Origin of the sequence: Burkholderia sp. BCC0044, from assembly GCF_902832955.1 — a bacterium.
Classification (GTDB): Bacteria; Pseudomonadota; Gammaproteobacteria; order Burkholderiales; family Burkholderiaceae; genus Burkholderia.
In genome coordinates this window covers 207,469-223,285 of record NZ_CADFDO010000003.1, presented here as the reverse complement: position 1 = coordinate 223,285, position 15,817 = coordinate 207,469, and the positions used below count along the sequence as shown (strand labels likewise).

Annotated in this window: 13 protein-coding genes; 7 read left to right on the top strand and 6 right to left on the bottom strand. The window is 67.7% G+C overall.

What is annotated here, in order from left to right:
- Nucleotides 1-30: 30 nt before the first annotated feature.
- Both HWX14_RS17950 and HWX14_RS17945 read right to left on the bottom strand, forming a co-directional pair.
- Nucleotides 31-1,314 (bottom strand): isoprenylcysteine carboxylmethyltransferase family protein, encoded by a 1,284-nt coding sequence (locus tag HWX14_RS17950; protein WP_175883784.1) that lies wholly within the window; start codon nucleotides 1,312-1,314, stop codon nucleotides 31-33.
- Between the two features lie 127 nt (nucleotides 1,315-1,441).
- Nucleotides 1,442-3,658 carry a collagen-like triple helix repeat-containing protein gene (locus HWX14_RS17945; protein WP_175883783.1) on the bottom strand — a complete coding sequence of 739 codons (2,217 nt, stop codon included), beginning with the start codon at nucleotides 3,656-3,658 and terminating at the stop codon, nucleotides 1,442-1,444.
- Nucleotides 3,659-4,022: 364 nt separating this feature from the next.
- Here HWX14_RS17945 and HWX14_RS17940 point away from each other — a divergent pair, with 364 nt between their 5' ends.
- Nucleotides 4,023-4,421, top strand: a complete 399-nt coding sequence (locus HWX14_RS17940) for a carboxymuconolactone decarboxylase family protein (protein WP_175883782.1) — start codon at nucleotides 4,023-4,025, stop codon at nucleotides 4,419-4,421.
- A 59-nt stretch (nucleotides 4,422-4,480) separates the two neighbouring features.
- Here HWX14_RS17940 and HWX14_RS17935 read toward each other — a convergent pair whose 3' ends face one another.
- From HWX14_RS17935 to HWX14_RS17925, 3 genes are read right to left on the bottom strand one after another with little or no spacing between them, the layout of a single operon-like run.
- Nucleotides 4,481-5,464 (bottom strand): alpha/beta hydrolase, encoded by a 984-nt coding sequence (locus HWX14_RS17935; RefSeq protein WP_175883781.1) that lies wholly within the window; start codon nucleotides 5,462-5,464, stop codon nucleotides 4,481-4,483.
- A 7-nt stretch (nucleotides 5,465-5,471) separates the two neighbouring features.
- Nucleotides 5,472-7,073 carry an NAD(P)/FAD-dependent oxidoreductase gene (locus tag HWX14_RS17930; RefSeq protein WP_175883780.1) on the bottom strand — a complete coding sequence of 534 codons (1,602 nt, stop codon included), beginning with the start codon at nucleotides 7,071-7,073 and terminating at the stop codon, nucleotides 5,472-5,474.
- Nucleotides 7,070-7,972: an SDR family NAD(P)-dependent oxidoreductase gene (locus HWX14_RS17925; RefSeq protein ID WP_175883779.1), complete on the bottom strand. Its 903-nt coding sequence runs from the start codon at nucleotides 7,970-7,972 to the stop codon at nucleotides 7,070-7,072. The genes HWX14_RS17930 and HWX14_RS17925 overlap by 4 nt, the downstream gene beginning before the upstream one ends.
- Nucleotides 7,973-8,059: 87 nt before the next feature.
- On the opposite strand from HWX14_RS17925, the gene HWX14_RS17920 reads away from it, so the two are divergent.
- The 3 genes from HWX14_RS17920 (at nucleotide 8,060) to HWX14_RS17905 (ending at nucleotide 10,897) form a co-directional block, all read left to right on the top strand.
- A complete protein-coding gene (locus HWX14_RS17920) occupies nucleotides 8,060-8,716 on the top strand; it encodes a TetR/AcrR family transcriptional regulator (protein WP_175883778.1) in 657 nt (218 codons plus the stop codon).
- A gap of 1,090 nt (nucleotides 8,717-9,806) precedes the next feature.
- Nucleotides 9,807-10,289 carry a DUF4189 domain-containing protein gene (locus tag HWX14_RS17910; protein ID WP_175883777.1) on the top strand — a complete coding sequence of 161 codons (483 nt, stop codon included), beginning with the start codon at nucleotides 9,807-9,809 and terminating at the stop codon, nucleotides 10,287-10,289.
- Nucleotides 10,290-10,456: 167 nt separating this feature from the next.
- Nucleotides 10,457-10,897, top strand: a complete 441-nt coding sequence (locus HWX14_RS17905) for a hypothetical protein (RefSeq protein ID WP_175883776.1) — start codon at nucleotides 10,457-10,459, stop codon at nucleotides 10,895-10,897.
- Between the two features lie 619 nt (nucleotides 10,898-11,516).
- Here HWX14_RS17905 and HWX14_RS17900 read toward each other — a convergent pair.
- Nucleotides 11,517-12,458 (bottom strand): LysR family transcriptional regulator, encoded by a 942-nt coding sequence (locus HWX14_RS17900; protein WP_175883775.1) that lies wholly within the window; start codon nucleotides 12,456-12,458, stop codon nucleotides 11,517-11,519.
- A gap of 126 nt (nucleotides 12,459-12,584) precedes the next feature.
- Here HWX14_RS17900 and HWX14_RS17895 point away from each other — a divergent pair, with 126 nt between their 5' ends.
- The 3 genes from HWX14_RS17895 (at nucleotide 12,585) to HWX14_RS17885 (ending at nucleotide 15,660) form a co-directional block, all read left to right on the top strand.
- A complete protein-coding gene (locus HWX14_RS17895) occupies nucleotides 12,585-13,229 on the top strand; it encodes a glutathione S-transferase (RefSeq protein WP_175883774.1) in 645 nt (214 codons plus the stop codon).
- A gap of 37 nt (nucleotides 13,230-13,266) precedes the next feature.
- Nucleotides 13,267-15,336, top strand: coding sequence for a pyridoxamine 5'-phosphate oxidase family protein (locus tag HWX14_RS17890; RefSeq protein ID WP_175883773.1), 2,070 nt, complete (start codon nucleotides 13,267-13,269; stop codon nucleotides 15,334-15,336).
- A gap of 120 nt (nucleotides 15,337-15,456) precedes the next feature.
- On the top strand, nucleotides 15,457-15,660 hold the full coding sequence (locus HWX14_RS17885) for a DUF2970 domain-containing protein (protein ID WP_006486164.1): 204 nt from the start codon (nucleotides 15,457-15,459) through the stop codon (nucleotides 15,658-15,660).
- Nucleotides 15,661-15,817: the final 157 nt, after the last annotated feature.

Here is a 15,817-nt window from a genome sequence, read left to right as displayed (position 1 = left end):
GCATCGGCGGTCCGGCCGGGAATCGCCGCGTTAGACCGCCTGCCGCCCACCAAACGCCTGCCTGATCCGCGCGAACAACCCGTGCTGCGCGATCCATTCCGCATACGCGCGATAGTCGGGGTCGCGCATCAGATGACGCTCTTCCGTCTTCGCGCGCGTGTAGTAGATCAGGTTGACCGCGACGAGCCCCGCGCAGTGCATGAGCCCGAGCTGCCAGCCGAGCGGCTCGACGAACGGCACCGAGACCATCCAGTACGACAGGTTCTTCGTGATGTAGGCCGGATGCTTCGTGAAGCGATACGGGCCCGACGTGATGATCCCGCGATTGGTGAGGTTCGAGAACCGCAGCCCGAACGAGATCGTGCACAGCGCGTAGGTCAGCAGCAGCAGAATGATCACCGCGCCCCAGATCACGCGCAGCGTCGGCGCCGCCAGCAGCCAGTTGTCCCAGAACATCGAGCCTTCGTAGCGGATGTAGTTGTTCGAGATCAGCGACCAGAACGGCTGGTAGCAGATCAGCGCGGCCACCCAGCCGAGCGTCGTCGGCTCGACGGTGCGCACGTGGCTGTCGAGGATGCGGAACGTGCACAGGTAGCCGACGGTGCCGAACATCAGGTCCATCGTGAACGACAGGTCGTACATGAACACGAAGGTCGCGATCGTCATCGGCGCGTGCATCGCGTTCGCGAGCGACGCGCTCAGGTGATCGGCGTCCTTCGACAGGTAGACGGTCATCAGCGGCAGGAAGAACGCCTTCACGCCCCAGCCGGCCAGCATCTCGCGCACCGGCTTCCAGCTCGCGGGCCGCTCGCGGCGGAACAGGAAGCGGCCCCACAGCAGGTATGCGTCGTCGGTCTCGCGCTGGTGGCGGTCCATCCACGCGAAGTAGAACGGCGCGGCGACGATCACGTACGGCGCGAGCGAGCGCAGCAGCGACCAGAACGGCAGGTAGAACGCGCCGTGGTATTCGGGCAGCAGCCAGTAGATCGCGCCGATGCCCGCGTAGATTGACGTCAGCGCGCCGAGCCGCGTCGCGACGCGCGCGATGCCCAGGGGCCGGACGGCCTGCCGCGACAGCCCCGCGCTCGGGCGCAGGTAGACGCGCGAGATGAAGAGTTCGTGCAGCGCGATCGTGCCGATGATCGCGAGGCTCGCGATGACCGCGCGCGCGGCCGCGTCGAGGGTCGGGTGGTCGCGCGTGATCCACAGCGCGAAGAGTCCGGCCGTGATGCCGAGCAGGCCGGCGCGGAACGGCGTGGCGGAACGGGGTGGACGGTCCGGGGCAGCGACGATGCCGTCGAGCGTGGAGTTCATGATCGGATCCTCGTAGGGATGAGGGCCGGCGCCCCCGCTTGGCGGGTGACGCCGGCCGTCGGCCGGGCTGTGTATGGATGCGCGCCCGGCCATTGGCCTGTCGTTCTGATACGTGATGCGTTACCGCTTACTTCTTGGTGCCGGCGCCCAACAGACCGCCGAGCAGGTTCGTCACCGGCGACAGCAGGTTGCCGGTGCCGCCCGCGGCGGCGCCGCCCGTGCTGCCGGTCAGGCCGGTCACCACGGAGCCGCTGCCGCCCGGCGTCGTCACGGTGCCCGCTGCGCCGCCGGGGCTGACCGTGCCGGTCGCGCCCGCCGAGCCGGCCGGCGTGCCCAGCGCACCGGTGAGCGTGCCGACCGGGCCGCTCGTCAACACTCCGCCGAGCGTGCCGGACAGGTTGCCGCCCGGCGTCGTGACGGTGCCGGTGAGGCTCGCGCCGAGCGGCGTCAGCGAGTTGACGAGGTTGGTGACCGGCGCGAGCAGGGCGCCGAGGCCTGCGCCACCCGTGCCGCTGGTGCCGCCGGTCCCGCTCGTTCCGCCCGTGCCGCTGGTGCCGCCCGTGCCGCTCGAACCGATGCCGCCGAGTGCGCCCGTTACCGCCCCGAGCAGGCCGGTGATCGGCGCGAGCGGGCCGCCGCTGGTGCCGCTCGTTCCGCTGGTACCGCTGGTACCGCTGGTGCCGCCGGTACCGCTCGAACCGACGCCGCCAAGGCCGCCGGTCAGCGAGCCGAGCAGGCCCGTGATCGGCGCGAGCGGATTGGTGCCGCTGCTGGAGCTGCCGCTGCCGCTGTACAGGAGACCGCCCGCCGAGGTCACCGTGTTGCCGAGCTGGCCGACGCTGCTGCCGAGAGCGTCGCCGACCGGGTTGCCGGTCGCGCCGCCGATCTTCGAGCCGGCGAGGCCGAGGCCGCCGCCGAGCGTGCCCAGCAGGCCGCTGAGCGGCGCGCCGAGCAGCGTTACGTTGCCGAGCGTCTGCGTGACGCCCGGCGTCGTGACGCCGCCGGTCAGCGTGTTCGTGATCGGGTTGATCACCTTGCCGAGCTGCGTTTCGAGCTGCTGGACCGGCGAGCTGTTCAGCGCCGTGTTCAGCGCCGACGCGGTCGAATTGACCGCGGTGCCGACCGTGTTGACGAGACTGCCGACCAGGGTCGTCGCCGGCGCGAGCGGCGACAGCGGGCCGGTGCCGAGGCTCGTCACGGCATTGCCGAGGTTGTTGACCGCGCCGCCGGCGCCGGTCAGCAGGCCGGTGGTCGACGTGATCGTCGGCCCGAGCGGGTTCGGCGACACGCCGATCGAACCCAGGCCGGCCGCGATGCCGTTGCCGAGCGACTGCACGCCGTTGCCGAGGCTGCCGACCGCGTTGCCGACGCTGGTGGCCGTCGTCGGGTTCGTGCCGGGGATCTGCACGCCGCCGATCTGACCGCCGCCGTTCACGATCGTCGTGCCGAGCGCGGTCACGAGGTTGCCGGATTTCTGGAGGACATTGCCGAGGGGGGTGACGCCGGTGCCGGAGGTGCCGGACGTGCCCGACGTACCGGAGGTCCCCGAGGTACCGGACGTGCCGGAAGTACCCGAGGTGCCGGAAGTGCCCGAGGTGCCGGAAGTGCCCGACGTGCCGGAAGTACCCGAGGTGCCGGAAGTACCCGACGTGCCGGAAGTGCCCGAGGTGCCGGAAGTGCCGGAAGTGCCGGAAGTGCCGGAAGTACCCGAGGTACCGGAAGTGCCCGACGTACCGGAGGTACCCGACGTACCGGAAGTGCCCGACGTACCGGAAGTGCCCGACGTGCCGGAAGTACCCGAGGTGCCGGAAGTGCCCGACGTACCCGACGTGCCGGAGGTACCCGAAGTGCCGGAAGTACCCGACGTACCGGAAGTACCCGACGTACCGGAAGTACCCGAGGTACCGGAAGTGCCCGACGTACCGGAAGTACCCGACGTACCGGAAGTACCCGACGTACCGGAAGTACCCGACGTACCGGAAGTACCCGACGTACCGGAAGTACCCGACGTACCGGAAGTGCCCGACGTACCGGAAGTGCCCGACGTACCGGAAGTGCCCGACGTACCGGAAGTACCCGAGGTGCCGGAGGTACCCGACGTACCGGAGGTGCCCGAGGTACCGGAAGTGCCCGAAGTACCGGAGGAAGTGCCCGAACTACCGGAAGTGCCCGAACTACCGGAGCTCCCCGAGCTACCCGACGTCCCCGAACTACCGCTCGTCCCGGACGTGCTCGGCTTGATGGTCGGCGGGGTCGTCGGTCCATCGACCGAGCCGCAGCCGTACAGCGCGAGCAGTGACGAGACGGCCATCGTTACCGTCGTCTTCTTGAAGAGAGTGTGCATGTTGGCCTCGACATTGGAAGTGTGTCCAGGCCTTCACTGCAAATTCCGCGCCATGACAGGTTTCACGAAACGCTATCGCGATTTGTTGCGGAAATCGGGAATATCGGTGCGATTTAAACGGAGGAATGGCGGTTTCGCGCGACAGGCACGCGCGGTGCGTCGACGCCGTGGCTGCGATGTTCCCGCAAGGCGCCGTAACGCGCGACGGGATGTTACGTAGCGTTCGACGGCCCGTCACGCGAACGGCCGCGAACCGAGGGCCGCATCTTTGACGAAACGCGCCGTCCCGCTGAACATGGCGCGAAATCCCCGGCCGCCGACAGGCGCAGCGGCGGCCACGACTTCCAACCACCAGGACACCGACATGAGCGAACAGGACAGGGAAGACGGCAAGGCGCGGCGCATCGACGTGATGGGCGAGGCGTTCGTCGAGCGCGCGATGCGCGACCTCGACGGATTTTCGCGTCCGCTGCAGAACTGGCTGAACGAACATGCGTGGGGCAGCACGTGGCAGCGGGGCGGGATCGACCTGAAGACGCGCAGCCTGTGCACGTGCGCGATGCTGGCGGCGCTCGGCCGCAGCACGGAACTGAAGGGGCACATCCGCGGCGCGCTCAACAACGGCGCGAGCCTCGTCGAGATCCGCGAGGTATTGCTGCACAGCGCGCTGTACGCGGGCGCGCCGGCCGCGGTCGAGGCGTTTCGCAGCGCGCGCGAGGTGCTGTCGGATCTCGGGTTGTCGATACCCGACGACGAAGCCTGATTCCGTCGCGGCGTCGGCTGCCCGCCGCGGAGTCGGGTTTCGCTTCCCGTTGCGGTGATCTACGCGATGCGTACCGGCTGCGCGGCAACGTCGGCCGGCGCGGCGGCGACTTCGAGCAGCCAGTCGGCCGTCGCGTCGGGAATCGTGACCGGCAGCATGTGTCCGCCCTCGACGACCTTCAGCCGCACGCGCGCCGATTTCTTCGCGAGCGCGTCGCCGTGCTCGCGCCAGTTCAGGATCGGATCGGCGCGGCCGTACAGCACGTCGACCGGCAGCGCGAGTTCCGGATAGCGACGCTCCATCGCGGGCAGGTCGACGGGCGCCGACAGCAGATCCGTCGCCGTCGCGTAGAACACGTGCGGGCGCATCCCGAGCAGGCCGCCGCCCTTGACCGGGAAGTCGCGCGGCACGTCCTCCGGCGCGAACACCTGGCGCACGGCGTTGCGGCCCGTGAGGATCGTCAGCGGGATCGCGAAGGTCCACGACACGAAACGGCGCACGAGCGGCGACGGCAGCATCAGCGGCTTGAACGGCGCGGGCGGTTCGGTCTGCTCGTGCGACAGCGGCGCGATCAGCGCGAGCCGGCTCACGCGGTCCGCATGGTTGAGGCCGACCGCAAGCGCGATCGCGCCACCGAGCGAATGGCCGACCAGCACGGGCTTGTCGAGCTTCAGCGCATCGATGAACGCGGCGACCGTGCGGGCCTGCGCGAACACGTTCGCCTGCGAGGCCGCGCCGCGCAGCGAGCGGCCGGCGCCCGGGCGGTCGATCAGGATCACGCGATGCTGCTGCGCGAGCCGCGTGAGCGGCAGGTACGCGAAATTGCGCCATTGCCCCGCGAGCCCGTGGACGAACACGATCGGCGGGCCGTTGCCGTATTCGACGTAGTGGATACGATCGCCGTCGATGTCGACGAAGCGGCCTTCGGGCGGAAACGCGCGCGTCACGCGACGGGCCACGTACCCGGAAAACAGCGCGAGCGCGGCGAGCACCGCGACGACGCCGAGCAGCACGTTCTGGATCAGATGGAGCGTAGGAGTCATGTCGGCCTCAGCGGGTTTCGAGTGCGGGTTCGGCGGCCGGCGCGGTGGCGGCCGGGCTGGTCTTGGCGCGGTGTTCGAAATGCATCGCGGAATCGGCGAGCGCGCTGAACTTCAGCGACGCGAGATCGAGCACGTAGTTCTGGTGGAATTTCCACGGCTTGCGGTGCCCCTGCTTCGGCAGGATGCCGGCCGCGCGCTGGATGTAGCCCGAGCTCAGGTTGACGGCCGGCACGTCGCCGAGATCGCCTGCGCCGAGCCGCGGCACGCAGGTGTCGTACCCGTTCGCGCGCATGTGGTTGAGCAGCCGGCACACGTAGCGCGCGATCAGCTCGGCCTTCAGCGTCCACGACGCATTCGTGTAGCCGAACGACGACGCGAGGTTCGGCACGTCGCTGTACATCATCCCCTTGTACGACACCGTCTCCGGCAAATCGACCGCGCGGCCGTCGACCGTCACGCGCGCGCCGCCGAGCATCTTCACCTTCAGCCCGGTCGCGGTGACGATCACGTCCGCGTCGAGCTGCTGGCCGCTCTTCAGCTGGAGGCCGGTCGGCGTGAAGCGCTCGATCTCGTCGGTGACGATCGATGCGCGGCCCGCGCGAATCGCCTTGAACAGGTCGCCGTTCGGCACGAGGCACAGGCGCTGGTCCCACGGCATGTAGCGCGGCGTCAGGTGCTTCGCGACGTCGAAGTCGGGGCCGAGCTGCTTGCTCGCCGCACGGATGATGAATTTCTTCGTCTGGTCGGGCTTGCGGCGCGACACGTTGTACAGGTACATCGTCAGCAGCACGTTCTTCACGCGCACGAGCCGGTGCGCGAGCCGCGACGGCAGCACGCGGCGCAGCGCGTTCGCGATCTTGTCGCGCGCGGGCAGCGACACGATGTAGGTCGGCGAGCGCTGCAGCATCGTCACGTGCTGCGCGTCGGCCGCCATCGACGGCACCAGCGTGACGGCCGTCGCGCCGCTGCCGATCACGACCACGCGCCGGTTCGCGTACGACAGATCCTTCGGCCAGTGCTGCGGATGCACGAGCTTGCCCTCGAACGTGTCCATGCCGGCCCAGTCGGGCAGGTAGCCGCCATCGTAGTCGTAGTAGCCGCTGCACATGAACAGGAAGCGGCAGGTGTAGGCGAGCGTGTCGGTCGCGCCGTCCCGCGTGCGCTCGATGCGCACCGTCCAGCGCGCGCGGTTCGAATCCCAGTCGGCCGCGACGACCTTCTGGCCGTAGCGGATCGTCTTGTCGATGCCGTAGGTGCGCGCGGTGTCGCGGATGTAGTCGAGGATCGTCTGGCCGTCGGAGATCGCCTTGTCGCTGTGCCATGGCCGGAAGCTGTAGCCGAGCGTGAACATGTCGGAATCCGAACGAACACCCGGATAGCGGAACAGGTCCCAGGTGCCGCCGATCGCGTCGCGCGCCTCGACGATCGCCACGCTCGCATGCGGGCAGCGCTGCTTCAGGTGATACGCGGCGCCGATGCCGGACAGGCCGGCGCCGACGATCAGCACGTCGAGGTCGCGAAGGTCGCGATCGTCGCGGTTATCGCCACTGTCGCGGCGGGCGTCGGAGGCGGGCGGCGCGTCGCGCCGGTCGGTCGTCGTCGAGATCATGCGGGGTCCTGGGTCGGCGTGGTCGGGCGCGCGGCCGGAGCGGGCGCGCGTTCGAGATTGCGGGCGCGGGCGCGGCGCACGTGGCGCAGCATCAGCCACTGGTAACCGGCGCCGAGCAGTCGCGCGATCCGGTCGAGCCGGCGCGCGTCGGCGCCGACCAGCACGCGGCGCGCATTGCGCTCGACGCCCGCGAGGATCTGCCGCGCGGCCTCGTCGGCCGTCGTCGCGTTGATCAGGCGGTTGGCCTGACGGCGATGGGTCGCTTCGTCCTGCCCCGTCAGCGCGTGGATACTGGTGTCGACGCGGCCCGCGTCGACGATGCTCGTCGCGACGCCGCCCGGATGCACGCAGGTCGCGCTCACCGGCGCGCCGTCGAGTTCGAGTTCCATCCGCAGTGCCTCGGTGAAGCCGCGCACCGCGAACTTGGTCGCGTTGTACGCGCTTTGCGTCGGCATCGCGACGAGCCCGAACAGGCTCGACGTGTTCACCACGTGGCCGTCGCCCGACGCGCGCAGATGCGGCAGGAACGCCTGTGTGCCGTGCACGACGCCCCAGAAGTTGATGCCGACGATCCATTCGAGATCGGCGAGACGCGCGGTTTCGGCGCTGGCGGCCAGCGACACGCCCGCATTGTTGAAGATCAGGTTGATCTTGCCGTGCTCGGCGCGCACGAAATCGGCCCACGCGAACACCGCGTCGCGATCGGCGACGTCGAGCCGACGCGTGCTCACGCGCACGCCGTGCTGTGCACAGGCGGCTGCCGTGCCGGCGAGCCCGACGTCGTTGACGTCGGCGAGCGCGACCTCGCAGCCGCGCCGCGCAAGCTCGACCGCGAGGCTGCGGCCCATGCCCGAACCGGCGCCCGTGATCGCGGCGACCTTGCCGGAAAACCCCTTCATTCGTCGTCCTCCCGTTCCGCTTGCGCTGCACCGGCGGCGCATCTATTGTGGTGTTGTTCGTCACCACTTTAGTTTTCGGGTGTCCTGATGTCAAATAGCGGAATGGAGAAAGCACTCGAAACGGAAAAAAGGGGCCGGTCGTATGGCGGCGTGGCGCCCGAGGTACGGGCCGCCGAACGGCGCGACGCGTTGATTCGTGCGGCGACGCGCGTGTTCGGCACGGTGGGTTTTCGCAAGGCGACCGTGCGGTCGATCTGCCAGGAAGCGAAGCTCAACGATCGCTATTTCTATGCGGCGTTCGACAGCACCGAGGATCTGCTGCGCTGCACCTACCTGCATCACGCGCAGCAGTTGCATGACGCGGTCGCGCAGGCGGTCGCCGCGCGCGGCGGCGATCTGCGGGAGCGTGTCGACGCGGGGCTCGCCGCGTTCTTCGCGTTTCTGCGCGACCCGTGCGCGGCGCGCGTGCTGCTGCTCGAGGTGATGGGCGTGAGCGCGGATACCGACATGACGTATCAGCGCATGCTGATCGACTTCGGCAAGCTGATCATGGCGATCGGCGCGCCGGGCGAGGCCGTGACGCCTGCCGAGCGCACCGAGCAGCGGCTGATCGGGCTCGCGCTGGTGGGCGCAATGACGAACGTCGGCGCGGCGTGGCTGCTGACCGAATATCGCGATCCGGAGGCGCAGATGATCGCGAGTTGCAGGAAGGTGCTGCTGGGGACGTTGGGAACGGGCAGATAGCGGGCGTCGGAAACTGCGGCTCGGGCATGAATCCGTCGAAACAACTCACGCGTAACTTTGCGGACTTGTCACGGCGATGGCCGTGCCGTCAATGTCATGTCGAAAATGCTGCTTGGCGGCGTCGTGCGAAAGAGCGCGCGATAGGTGAATCCGACAGCGTCATCGACGGCCGAGCCATGCGCGTGAGAGTCGGATTTACTTCAAAAAATATTAAGCAACGGAAATAAATCAAAGGTTGTCTCGCTGCACGTATCTGCCGATTCCGCGGAATTCTAGTCAAAGTAGATAGACTGGTATACATTTGCCGGGCGCTGTGTGGATTCGACGGTTGACAGACATATCAGTGACATCTTCGTAAGCCAATCGCTGGAGCTAGACCTCGCTAATACGAGGTGGATGCGTTTCGCGATTGGGATTTCGCGCGTCGGTTGATGGCGATGCCGTCGCCGAAATGCGGGAATCGAACGATTGGCGAGCCAACGAACATTCAGCCGTGAACGGAATGCAATTACGTGCCATTCGGCCTTTGACCTTCTTCAACGCATCTGATTGCGCTGTAGCGCCCCGACTTCACCTATGAACGTCATCCGACTGCTAGTCCTGCTGACACTGCTTGCCGTTGCATCGCTCAGTCATGCTCAAGTCGCCTGCCCCCCGGGCTGGATTCCCTACAGCGCAAGTGACTGCGGTCCGGATAACCGACAGCAAGGGACTAACGGGGTTCAGCCTCAACGCCAAATTCGCTGGGCCTCGCGTTGGGGTGCGGTTGTATCCAGTCAAGGTGCGTTCGGCATCGTATCCGACATGCCCGATAAAGACAGCGCGATTTCTGCAGCGCAGCGGGAATGCCAGGCCCGCGGAGGTGTGAACTGTTCCGTCAACAACGTGTACGCGAATACATGTGTCGCGGTCATGGCCAACGGGCAGATCATCTGGACGGAAAATGCAGGCACGTCGGAAGAGGCTGGCAGAATGGGCATGAAGAATTGCGCTTCAAAAGGGTCGGCGAAATGTTGGGTTTACTACGCTGGATGCAGTTTGCCCCAGCGACTGGAATAACACGGAAAGCGCTAGACGCGTTACAGAGAACATGCGATTCAAAATTCTTTCAATCGCTTGCCTGGTCGGTATCAGTATCACCGCACACGCCCAAGTGGCCTGTCCGCCAGGCTGGATTCCGTATAGTGCGAGTTCCTGTGGCCCGGACCCGGACGGTCAAGGACAGGCCGCATCGCCGCCTCAACGCCAGATCAGTTGGATCTCTCGCTGGGGCGCAATCTCCACCGACGGCAAGGCGGGTGCTCTCGGCACATCCACCGATCTGGACAGCCAGCAGCAGGCGGAGCGCGCCGCGCTTTCTCAATGCAAAGCGAAAGGTGGTACGCAGTGCGAGATCGACCTCTCCTACGCGAATGGCTGCGCGGTCATGCTCGTTGGAGACAACACCCACAATTCGAACATGGGGCAGACGATCGATGACGCCACCGCCAAGGCCATGAAAGTCTGCACCGCGAATGACAAGAACTGCCGCGTCTTCTATTCGGGTTGCAGTCTGCCAAGGGCAGCCCAGTAACGTTGCTTTGTGCGAGTTGCGCTCCGCAACCCAGGCCATTGAAGTAAGGGTATGTGCGACGAGGCCGCGCAGGTCTTGTCTCGCACCGCATCCCGGCAGGAGGTCGACGCTGAGATGGCCATTGCCGACACAGAGTTGACGCTCGAACATACACGGAAAACTCGAACATGAAGCACTTCAACGCCCGCCTTCTCCTGTTGAGCGTTGCGACGTCGTTTGCATCGTCCGTTTCCGCGAGCGGTCATTTGCCGCCGGTGGATATGCCGCCGCAATCGTTCGCCAGTTTCGACGCATGCGTGGAGCATCTTCGTCAGTTGTACGCGCACGACCTGGCCGGCGCGAAACAGGGTCCTCGACAGATCGAGGGCGGCGCGACGCGCGAGGCGGTTGTCGATACCAGGGGTGTCGTAACCAACGAACGCGATGAAGCGCATTACGACGCTGAATTGGGTTGGTCGATTCGCAAGCCCGGTGGCGATGCCGTCGGCAATCGCTGGATCCAGACGAACTACAGCTTCGAGCGCTGGAGCCGGACCTGTCGGGGCGCTTCGTTGACCGGCACAATGGAAAGCGGTTTCACGTCACCGTCGGTCGAGCCGTTACGTTAGGGTGGCGCCGTGAGGGTGTGGAACGATTCCTCTTCATCGCTGCGGTTGTCATGAGGGATCGATGGTCTCGCGATCCATCGCGATAGGGAACGGGCTGACGTCATCGACCCAGGAGTGATTGTGAGAGGACGGTATGTCGACTACAACGGCCGATATTTCGTATGCCTTAGTGCGGCAGTTTTTCTGATGGTGTCGTTCGGGTCGGTGATGACGGTGGTTGACATATCGAATCTGCTCCGCCGGCCGTCGGATGAATTGACGACGATGGCATTCTATTGGGGCTATCTGTTGCTTCCCGCAGTCTTGCTTTGGGCGATGCATTCCGCCGGGATGCTCGAGAAATCCCGCTTCGCTTTCTCGTTGATCGCTCTAACCCTGCTGTGTGCCTACTTCGTCTGGAGCGCAGCCCATGAACGGAACGCGTGGGTCTGGGTCGCGTATTGGCCAGCCTGTGTGGCTTGCCTGTTGCTCGCGATGTTGGCGCATTGGGTGCGGAGACGAACCAACAAAATCTGATGCGGCGTCTCCTGACGATATCGGCGGAGCGGCTCGCCGTTATCGGCGCATGCGCTGTCGCTGTCGTCGAATACCGTAAGCGCGCAATGAACCACGTGGGTTGCTACTTCGACCGTGAGCGCTTTGTCGTAGGCGTTGCCGCCGCTTCCCCCAGCCTCCCCTTCATCGCCTCGATGAACGCCCGCACCTTCGGCGAAGGCAGCCGCGTCGACGGATACACCGCGTGGATCCCCGCCGGCGCCGTGCGCCAGCCCGGCAGCAGCCGCACGAGCCGGCCCGCCGCGACATCATCCGCGGTCGAGAAATCCGTCAGCAGCCCGAAGCCGCCGCCCGCGAGCACGATCGCGCGGCACGCGGTCGCGGTGTTCGACACGACCGGCGCGACGCAGCGCACCGACGCGCGGCCGCCGCGCGCGTCATCGAGTTCGAGCGTATGCGGGCGCGGCAGCGACGACAGCATCACGAACGGCAAGCCGGCAAGCGCATCCGGATCGCGCGGCAGCCCGTAGCGCGCGACGAACGCAGGGCTCGCGACCAGCCATTTCTCGTAGGTGCCGAGCTGCACCGCGCGATAGTTGGAATCGGCGAGCCGCCCGATGCGGATCGCGACGTCGAGGTTGTCCGCGACGAGATCGACGACGCGGTCGTTCGCGACGAGTTCGACGTCGAGCGCCGGATGCCGGTCGCGCAGCGCGACGACGGCCGGCGCGACGACCAGCGCGCCATAGTCGATCGGCACGCTCACGCGCAGCGTGCCGCGCAGCGGCCCGGCGTCGGACGACACCGCGTCGAGCGCGGCTTCGGTCGCGCGCACGATGTCGCGGCACGCGTCGTAGAACACGCGTCCGGCGTCGGTCACGCTCAGCCGCCGCGTCGTGCGCACCAGCAGGTTCGCGCCGACCTCGGATTCGAGGCGCTGCATGTGCGTGCTGACGACCGTCTTCGCGAGGCCGAGCCGCTCGGCCGCGGCCGTCAGCGAGCCGGCGTCGACCACCGCGACGAAGATCGCCAGCCGGTTCAGGTTCACGTCGCGCAGATCGGCCATCGTCGATTGTCCTATGGAAGAGGATAATGTTTCCGTGATTATCCGTCTTCTGGCGACGAACGGCGAGCGCTACGCTGGAGCCGTTCGTCGCCGATCCCCGGCGGCGCGAGATTCCGGAGTGTTTCCATGTCTGCCGCCAGCAAGCCTGCCTCGCCCATTCGCGTCTATTCGTTCCTGCTGTCCGGGCACGCGCACCGCGTCCGGTTGTTCCTGTCGCTGCTCGGTTTGCCGTCCAGGACGATCGACGTCGATCTCGCGGCCGGCGCGCAGCGCGAACCGGCGTTTCTCGCGCTCAATCCGCTCGGGCAGGTGCCGGTGATCGACGACGGCGGCACCGTGATCGCCGATTCGAACGCGATCCTCGTATATCTCGCGAAGCGCTACGGCGACGCGCACTGGCTGCCGGACGACCCGGTCGGCGCGGCCGTCGTGCAGCGCTGGCTGTCGTACGCGGCCGGCCCGATCGCGTCCGGCCCGGCAGCCGCACGGCTCGTGACCGTGTTCGGCGCGACGCTCGACCCGGAAGCGGCCAAGCGCACGGCCGCGAAAGTGCTCGACGTGATCGATCGCGAGCTGGCCGGCAAGCCGTTCGCGGCCGGCGCGCAGCCGACGATCGCGGACATCGCCGCGTACACGTACATCGCGCACGCACCGGAAGGCGGCGTGTCGCTCGAACCGTATCCGCACGTGCGCGCATGGCTGGCGCGTATCGAGGCGTTGCCGGGCTTCGTCGCGATGCCGACGACGCGCGCGGGCCTGCTCGCTGCTTGATACTCACTGCCGCCGCGCTTGTTCAGGAGAGAACGCGATGAATGCGCCAACCGCCGTCGTACCGGGCTGGGAACTCGACATCGCGCCGTTTCACGCGGGCGAGCTTGCCGTGCAGCAGCGCGCAGGCGTGACGGACGCGGCGAGCGCGGCCGGCCGGCGCGGGATCCGGCGCTTCATGCCGGACCAGCACCGGACGTTTTTCGCGCAACTGCCGTTCTTCGTGCTCGGCGGCGTCGATGCAAACGGCCAGCCGTGGGCGACGTTGCGCGCCGGTGCGCCGGGTTTCGTCACGTCGCCGGATGCCCGCACGCTGCGCATCGCGGCGCGTGCGCTGCCGGGCGATCCGCTGGCCGGCGCGTGGCAGCCGGGCGCGCCGCTCGGCGGGCTCGGGATCGAATTCGATACGCGGCGGCGCAATCGCGTGAACGGCGTCGTGCGCGCGGTCGACGGCGATGCGCTGACGATCGCGGTCGAGCAGAGCTTCGGCAATTGCGCGAAGTACATCCAGGGCCGCAAGCCGACCTTCGTCGCGCGGGACGTCGATGCATCCGTCGCGCCCGACGTGTCGGATGCGCTGAGCGACGCGGACCGCGCGCTGCTCGCGCAGGCCGATACGTTCTTCGTCGCGAGTGCGAACACGTCGGTGGAGGCGGGCGCGGCGCGCGGCGCGGACGTGTCGCATCGCGGTGGGATGCCGGGCTTCGTGCGCGTCGACGATGCGCGCACGCTGACGACGCCCGATTTCAGCGGCAACCGGTTCTTCAACACACTCGGCAACCTGCAGCACGATCCGCGCGCGGGGCTGCTGTTCGTCGATTTCGACAGCGGCGATGTGCTGTATGTCGCCGCGCACGCGGAGATCGTGTGGGACGGGCCGGTGGTTGCGTCGTTCGACGGCGCGCAGCGCGTCGTGCGCTTCCATGTGCGGGAAGTGCGGCGCGTGCGGGCCGTGCTGCCGTTCCGGTGGTCGGCGGTCGAGCGCGCGCCGCAGTTCGCGGCGATGGCGGCGGCGTCGGGCGGCGCGGCGGCAACGGCCGGACCGGCGCCATCCGCGGCCGCGCCTGCATCGGCGCCGGCGCCCGCATGGCGATCGCTGCGCATCGCGAAGATCGTCGACGAAGCCCGCGCGATCCGGTCGTTCCATTTCGAACCGGCGGATGGCGGTGCATTGCCTGCGTACGAAGCCGGTCAGCACCTGACGCTGCGCATCGCGCTGCCGGGTAGCGACGCGCCGACGATTCGCAGCTACACGCTGTCCGATGCACCGGGCGGCACGCATTACCGGATCACTGTGAAGCGAGAAGGGCGCGTATCGGCATGGCTGCACGATCACGCGCAGGCCGGCATGACGCTCGACGCGCAGATGCCGCGCGGCCGCTTCACGTTCGATCTCGCGAGCCCGCGGCCGGCCGTGCTCGTGTCGGCCGGCATCGGCATCACGCCGATGGTCGCGATGCTGCGCCGCGCGCTGGCCGACGACGCGCCGTCGCGCCGCGTCGTGTTCGTGCATGGCGCACGCGAAGTGGCCGACCGGCCGTTCGCGGCGGAACTGGCGCGCGTCGCGGCCGCCGATGCGCGCGTGTCGCTTCACTGGTTCGACAGTCATCCTCACGAAGGCTCGGCCGCGCGGGCCGGCCGCATCGACATCGGGCAACTGAAGCGGGTCCTTTCATTCGACGATTACGACTTTTACCTGTGCGGGCCGTCTGCATTCATGCGCGACCTGTACGACGGGCTGCGCGCGCTGAACGTGCCGGACGAGCGCATCCGTTTCGAGGCGTTCGGGCCGTCGACGGTCTCGCGCAGCGCGACCCGCGCGGTTGCCGCGCCCGCGGCGGCAAGCGTGCCGGTCGTGTTCCGGCGCACGGGGCGCGACGCCGCGTGGACGCCCGCCGACGGCACGCTGCTCGAATTCGCGGAAGGGCAGCGCGTGGCCGTGCCGTGCGAATGCCGCGCCGGTTCGTGCGGCACGTGCGCGACGCGCGTGTTGTCCGGCGCGGTCGACTACGAGCAGACGCCCGATGCGGCGATCGAACCCGGCTGCGCGCTGCTGTGCGTGGCGCGCCCCGCGCAAGGGGCGACGGAGCCGCTCGTGCTCGACCGCTGACGCGCGCGCGACATGCCGCCGCAGATGGCCTGCTGCGCGAAAAGCGCACGCAACTGCTGCTTTTTTCGAATGCCGTCCGGATCGACGATAGCGTCAACCGATTCGATAAAGGAGCCCATCATGAAACTGCTCGGCATGGTCCGCCTGGTCCTGTGGAGTTTCTTCGGCGTGCGCAACAGCAAGGCGCACGCGACCGATCTCGCGAACGCGAACTTCACGCTGCTGCCGTTCGTCGCGATCCTGCTTGCGCTGCTGGTCGGCGCGGTCATTTACGGCGTCGTGCATCTGGTCGTCGATCCGACCGTGACGATGCAGGGGTTCTGAGCGAACGGCCGGTGAATCGGTAGCGGGGCCGCCGTTCCCGCTCCGGTTCCGGGCCGCCTGACCGGCACATGATGATGCCGGTGTCGGCGGCCGGCCCGCACGATGCGAATCGCGGCTGCATTCCCGCTGTTGTCGCGCCGCCCGAACCGTCTGTCCC

Excerpts from the sequence above, each read along its gene's own strand:
- HWX14_RS17945 (WP_175883783.1), bottom strand. The coding sequence starts at position 3,658 with ATGCACACTCTCTTCAAGAAGACGACGGTAACGATGGCCGTCTCGTCA.
- HWX14_RS17935 (WP_175883781.1), bottom strand. The coding sequence starts at position 5,464 with ATGACTCCTACGCTCCATCTGATCCAGAACGTGCTGCTCGGCGTCGTC.
- HWX14_RS17900 (WP_175883775.1), bottom strand. The coding sequence starts at position 12,458 with ATGGCCGATCTGCGCGACGTGAACCTGAACCGGCTGGCGATCTTCGTC.
- HWX14_RS17885 (WP_006486164.1), top strand. The coding sequence starts at position 15,457 with ATGAAACTGCTCGGCATGGTCCGCCTGGTCCTGTGGAGTTTCTTCGGC.
- HWX14_RS17890 (WP_175883773.1), top strand. The coding sequence starts at position 13,267 with ATGAATGCGCCAACCGCCGTCGTACCGGGCTGGGAACTCGACATCGCG.
- HWX14_RS17940 (WP_175883782.1), top strand. The coding sequence starts at position 4,023 with ATGAGCGAACAGGACAGGGAAGACGGCAAGGCGCGGCGCATCGACGTG.
- HWX14_RS17930 (WP_175883780.1), bottom strand. The coding sequence starts at position 7,073 with ATGATCTCGACGACGACCGACCGGCGCGACGCGCCGCCCGCCTCCGAC.
- HWX14_RS17910 (WP_175883777.1), top strand. The coding sequence starts at position 9,807 with ATGCGATTCAAAATTCTTTCAATCGCTTGCCTGGTCGGTATCAGTATC.
- HWX14_RS17905 (WP_175883776.1), top strand. The coding sequence starts at position 10,457 with ATGAAGCACTTCAACGCCCGCCTTCTCCTGTTGAGCGTTGCGACGTCG.
- HWX14_RS17925 (WP_175883779.1), bottom strand. The coding sequence starts at position 7,972 with ATGAAGGGGTTTTCCGGCAAGGTCGCCGCGATCACGGGCGCCGGTTCG.
- HWX14_RS17920 (WP_175883778.1), top strand. The coding sequence starts at position 8,060 with ATGTCAAATAGCGGAATGGAGAAAGCACTCGAAACGGAAAAAAGGGGC.
- HWX14_RS17950 (WP_175883784.1), bottom strand. The coding sequence starts at position 1,314 with ATGAACTCCACGCTCGACGGCATCGTCGCTGCCCCGGACCGTCCACCC.
- HWX14_RS17895 (WP_175883774.1), top strand. The coding sequence starts at position 12,585 with ATGTCTGCCGCCAGCAAGCCTGCCTCGCCCATTCGCGTCTATTCGTTC.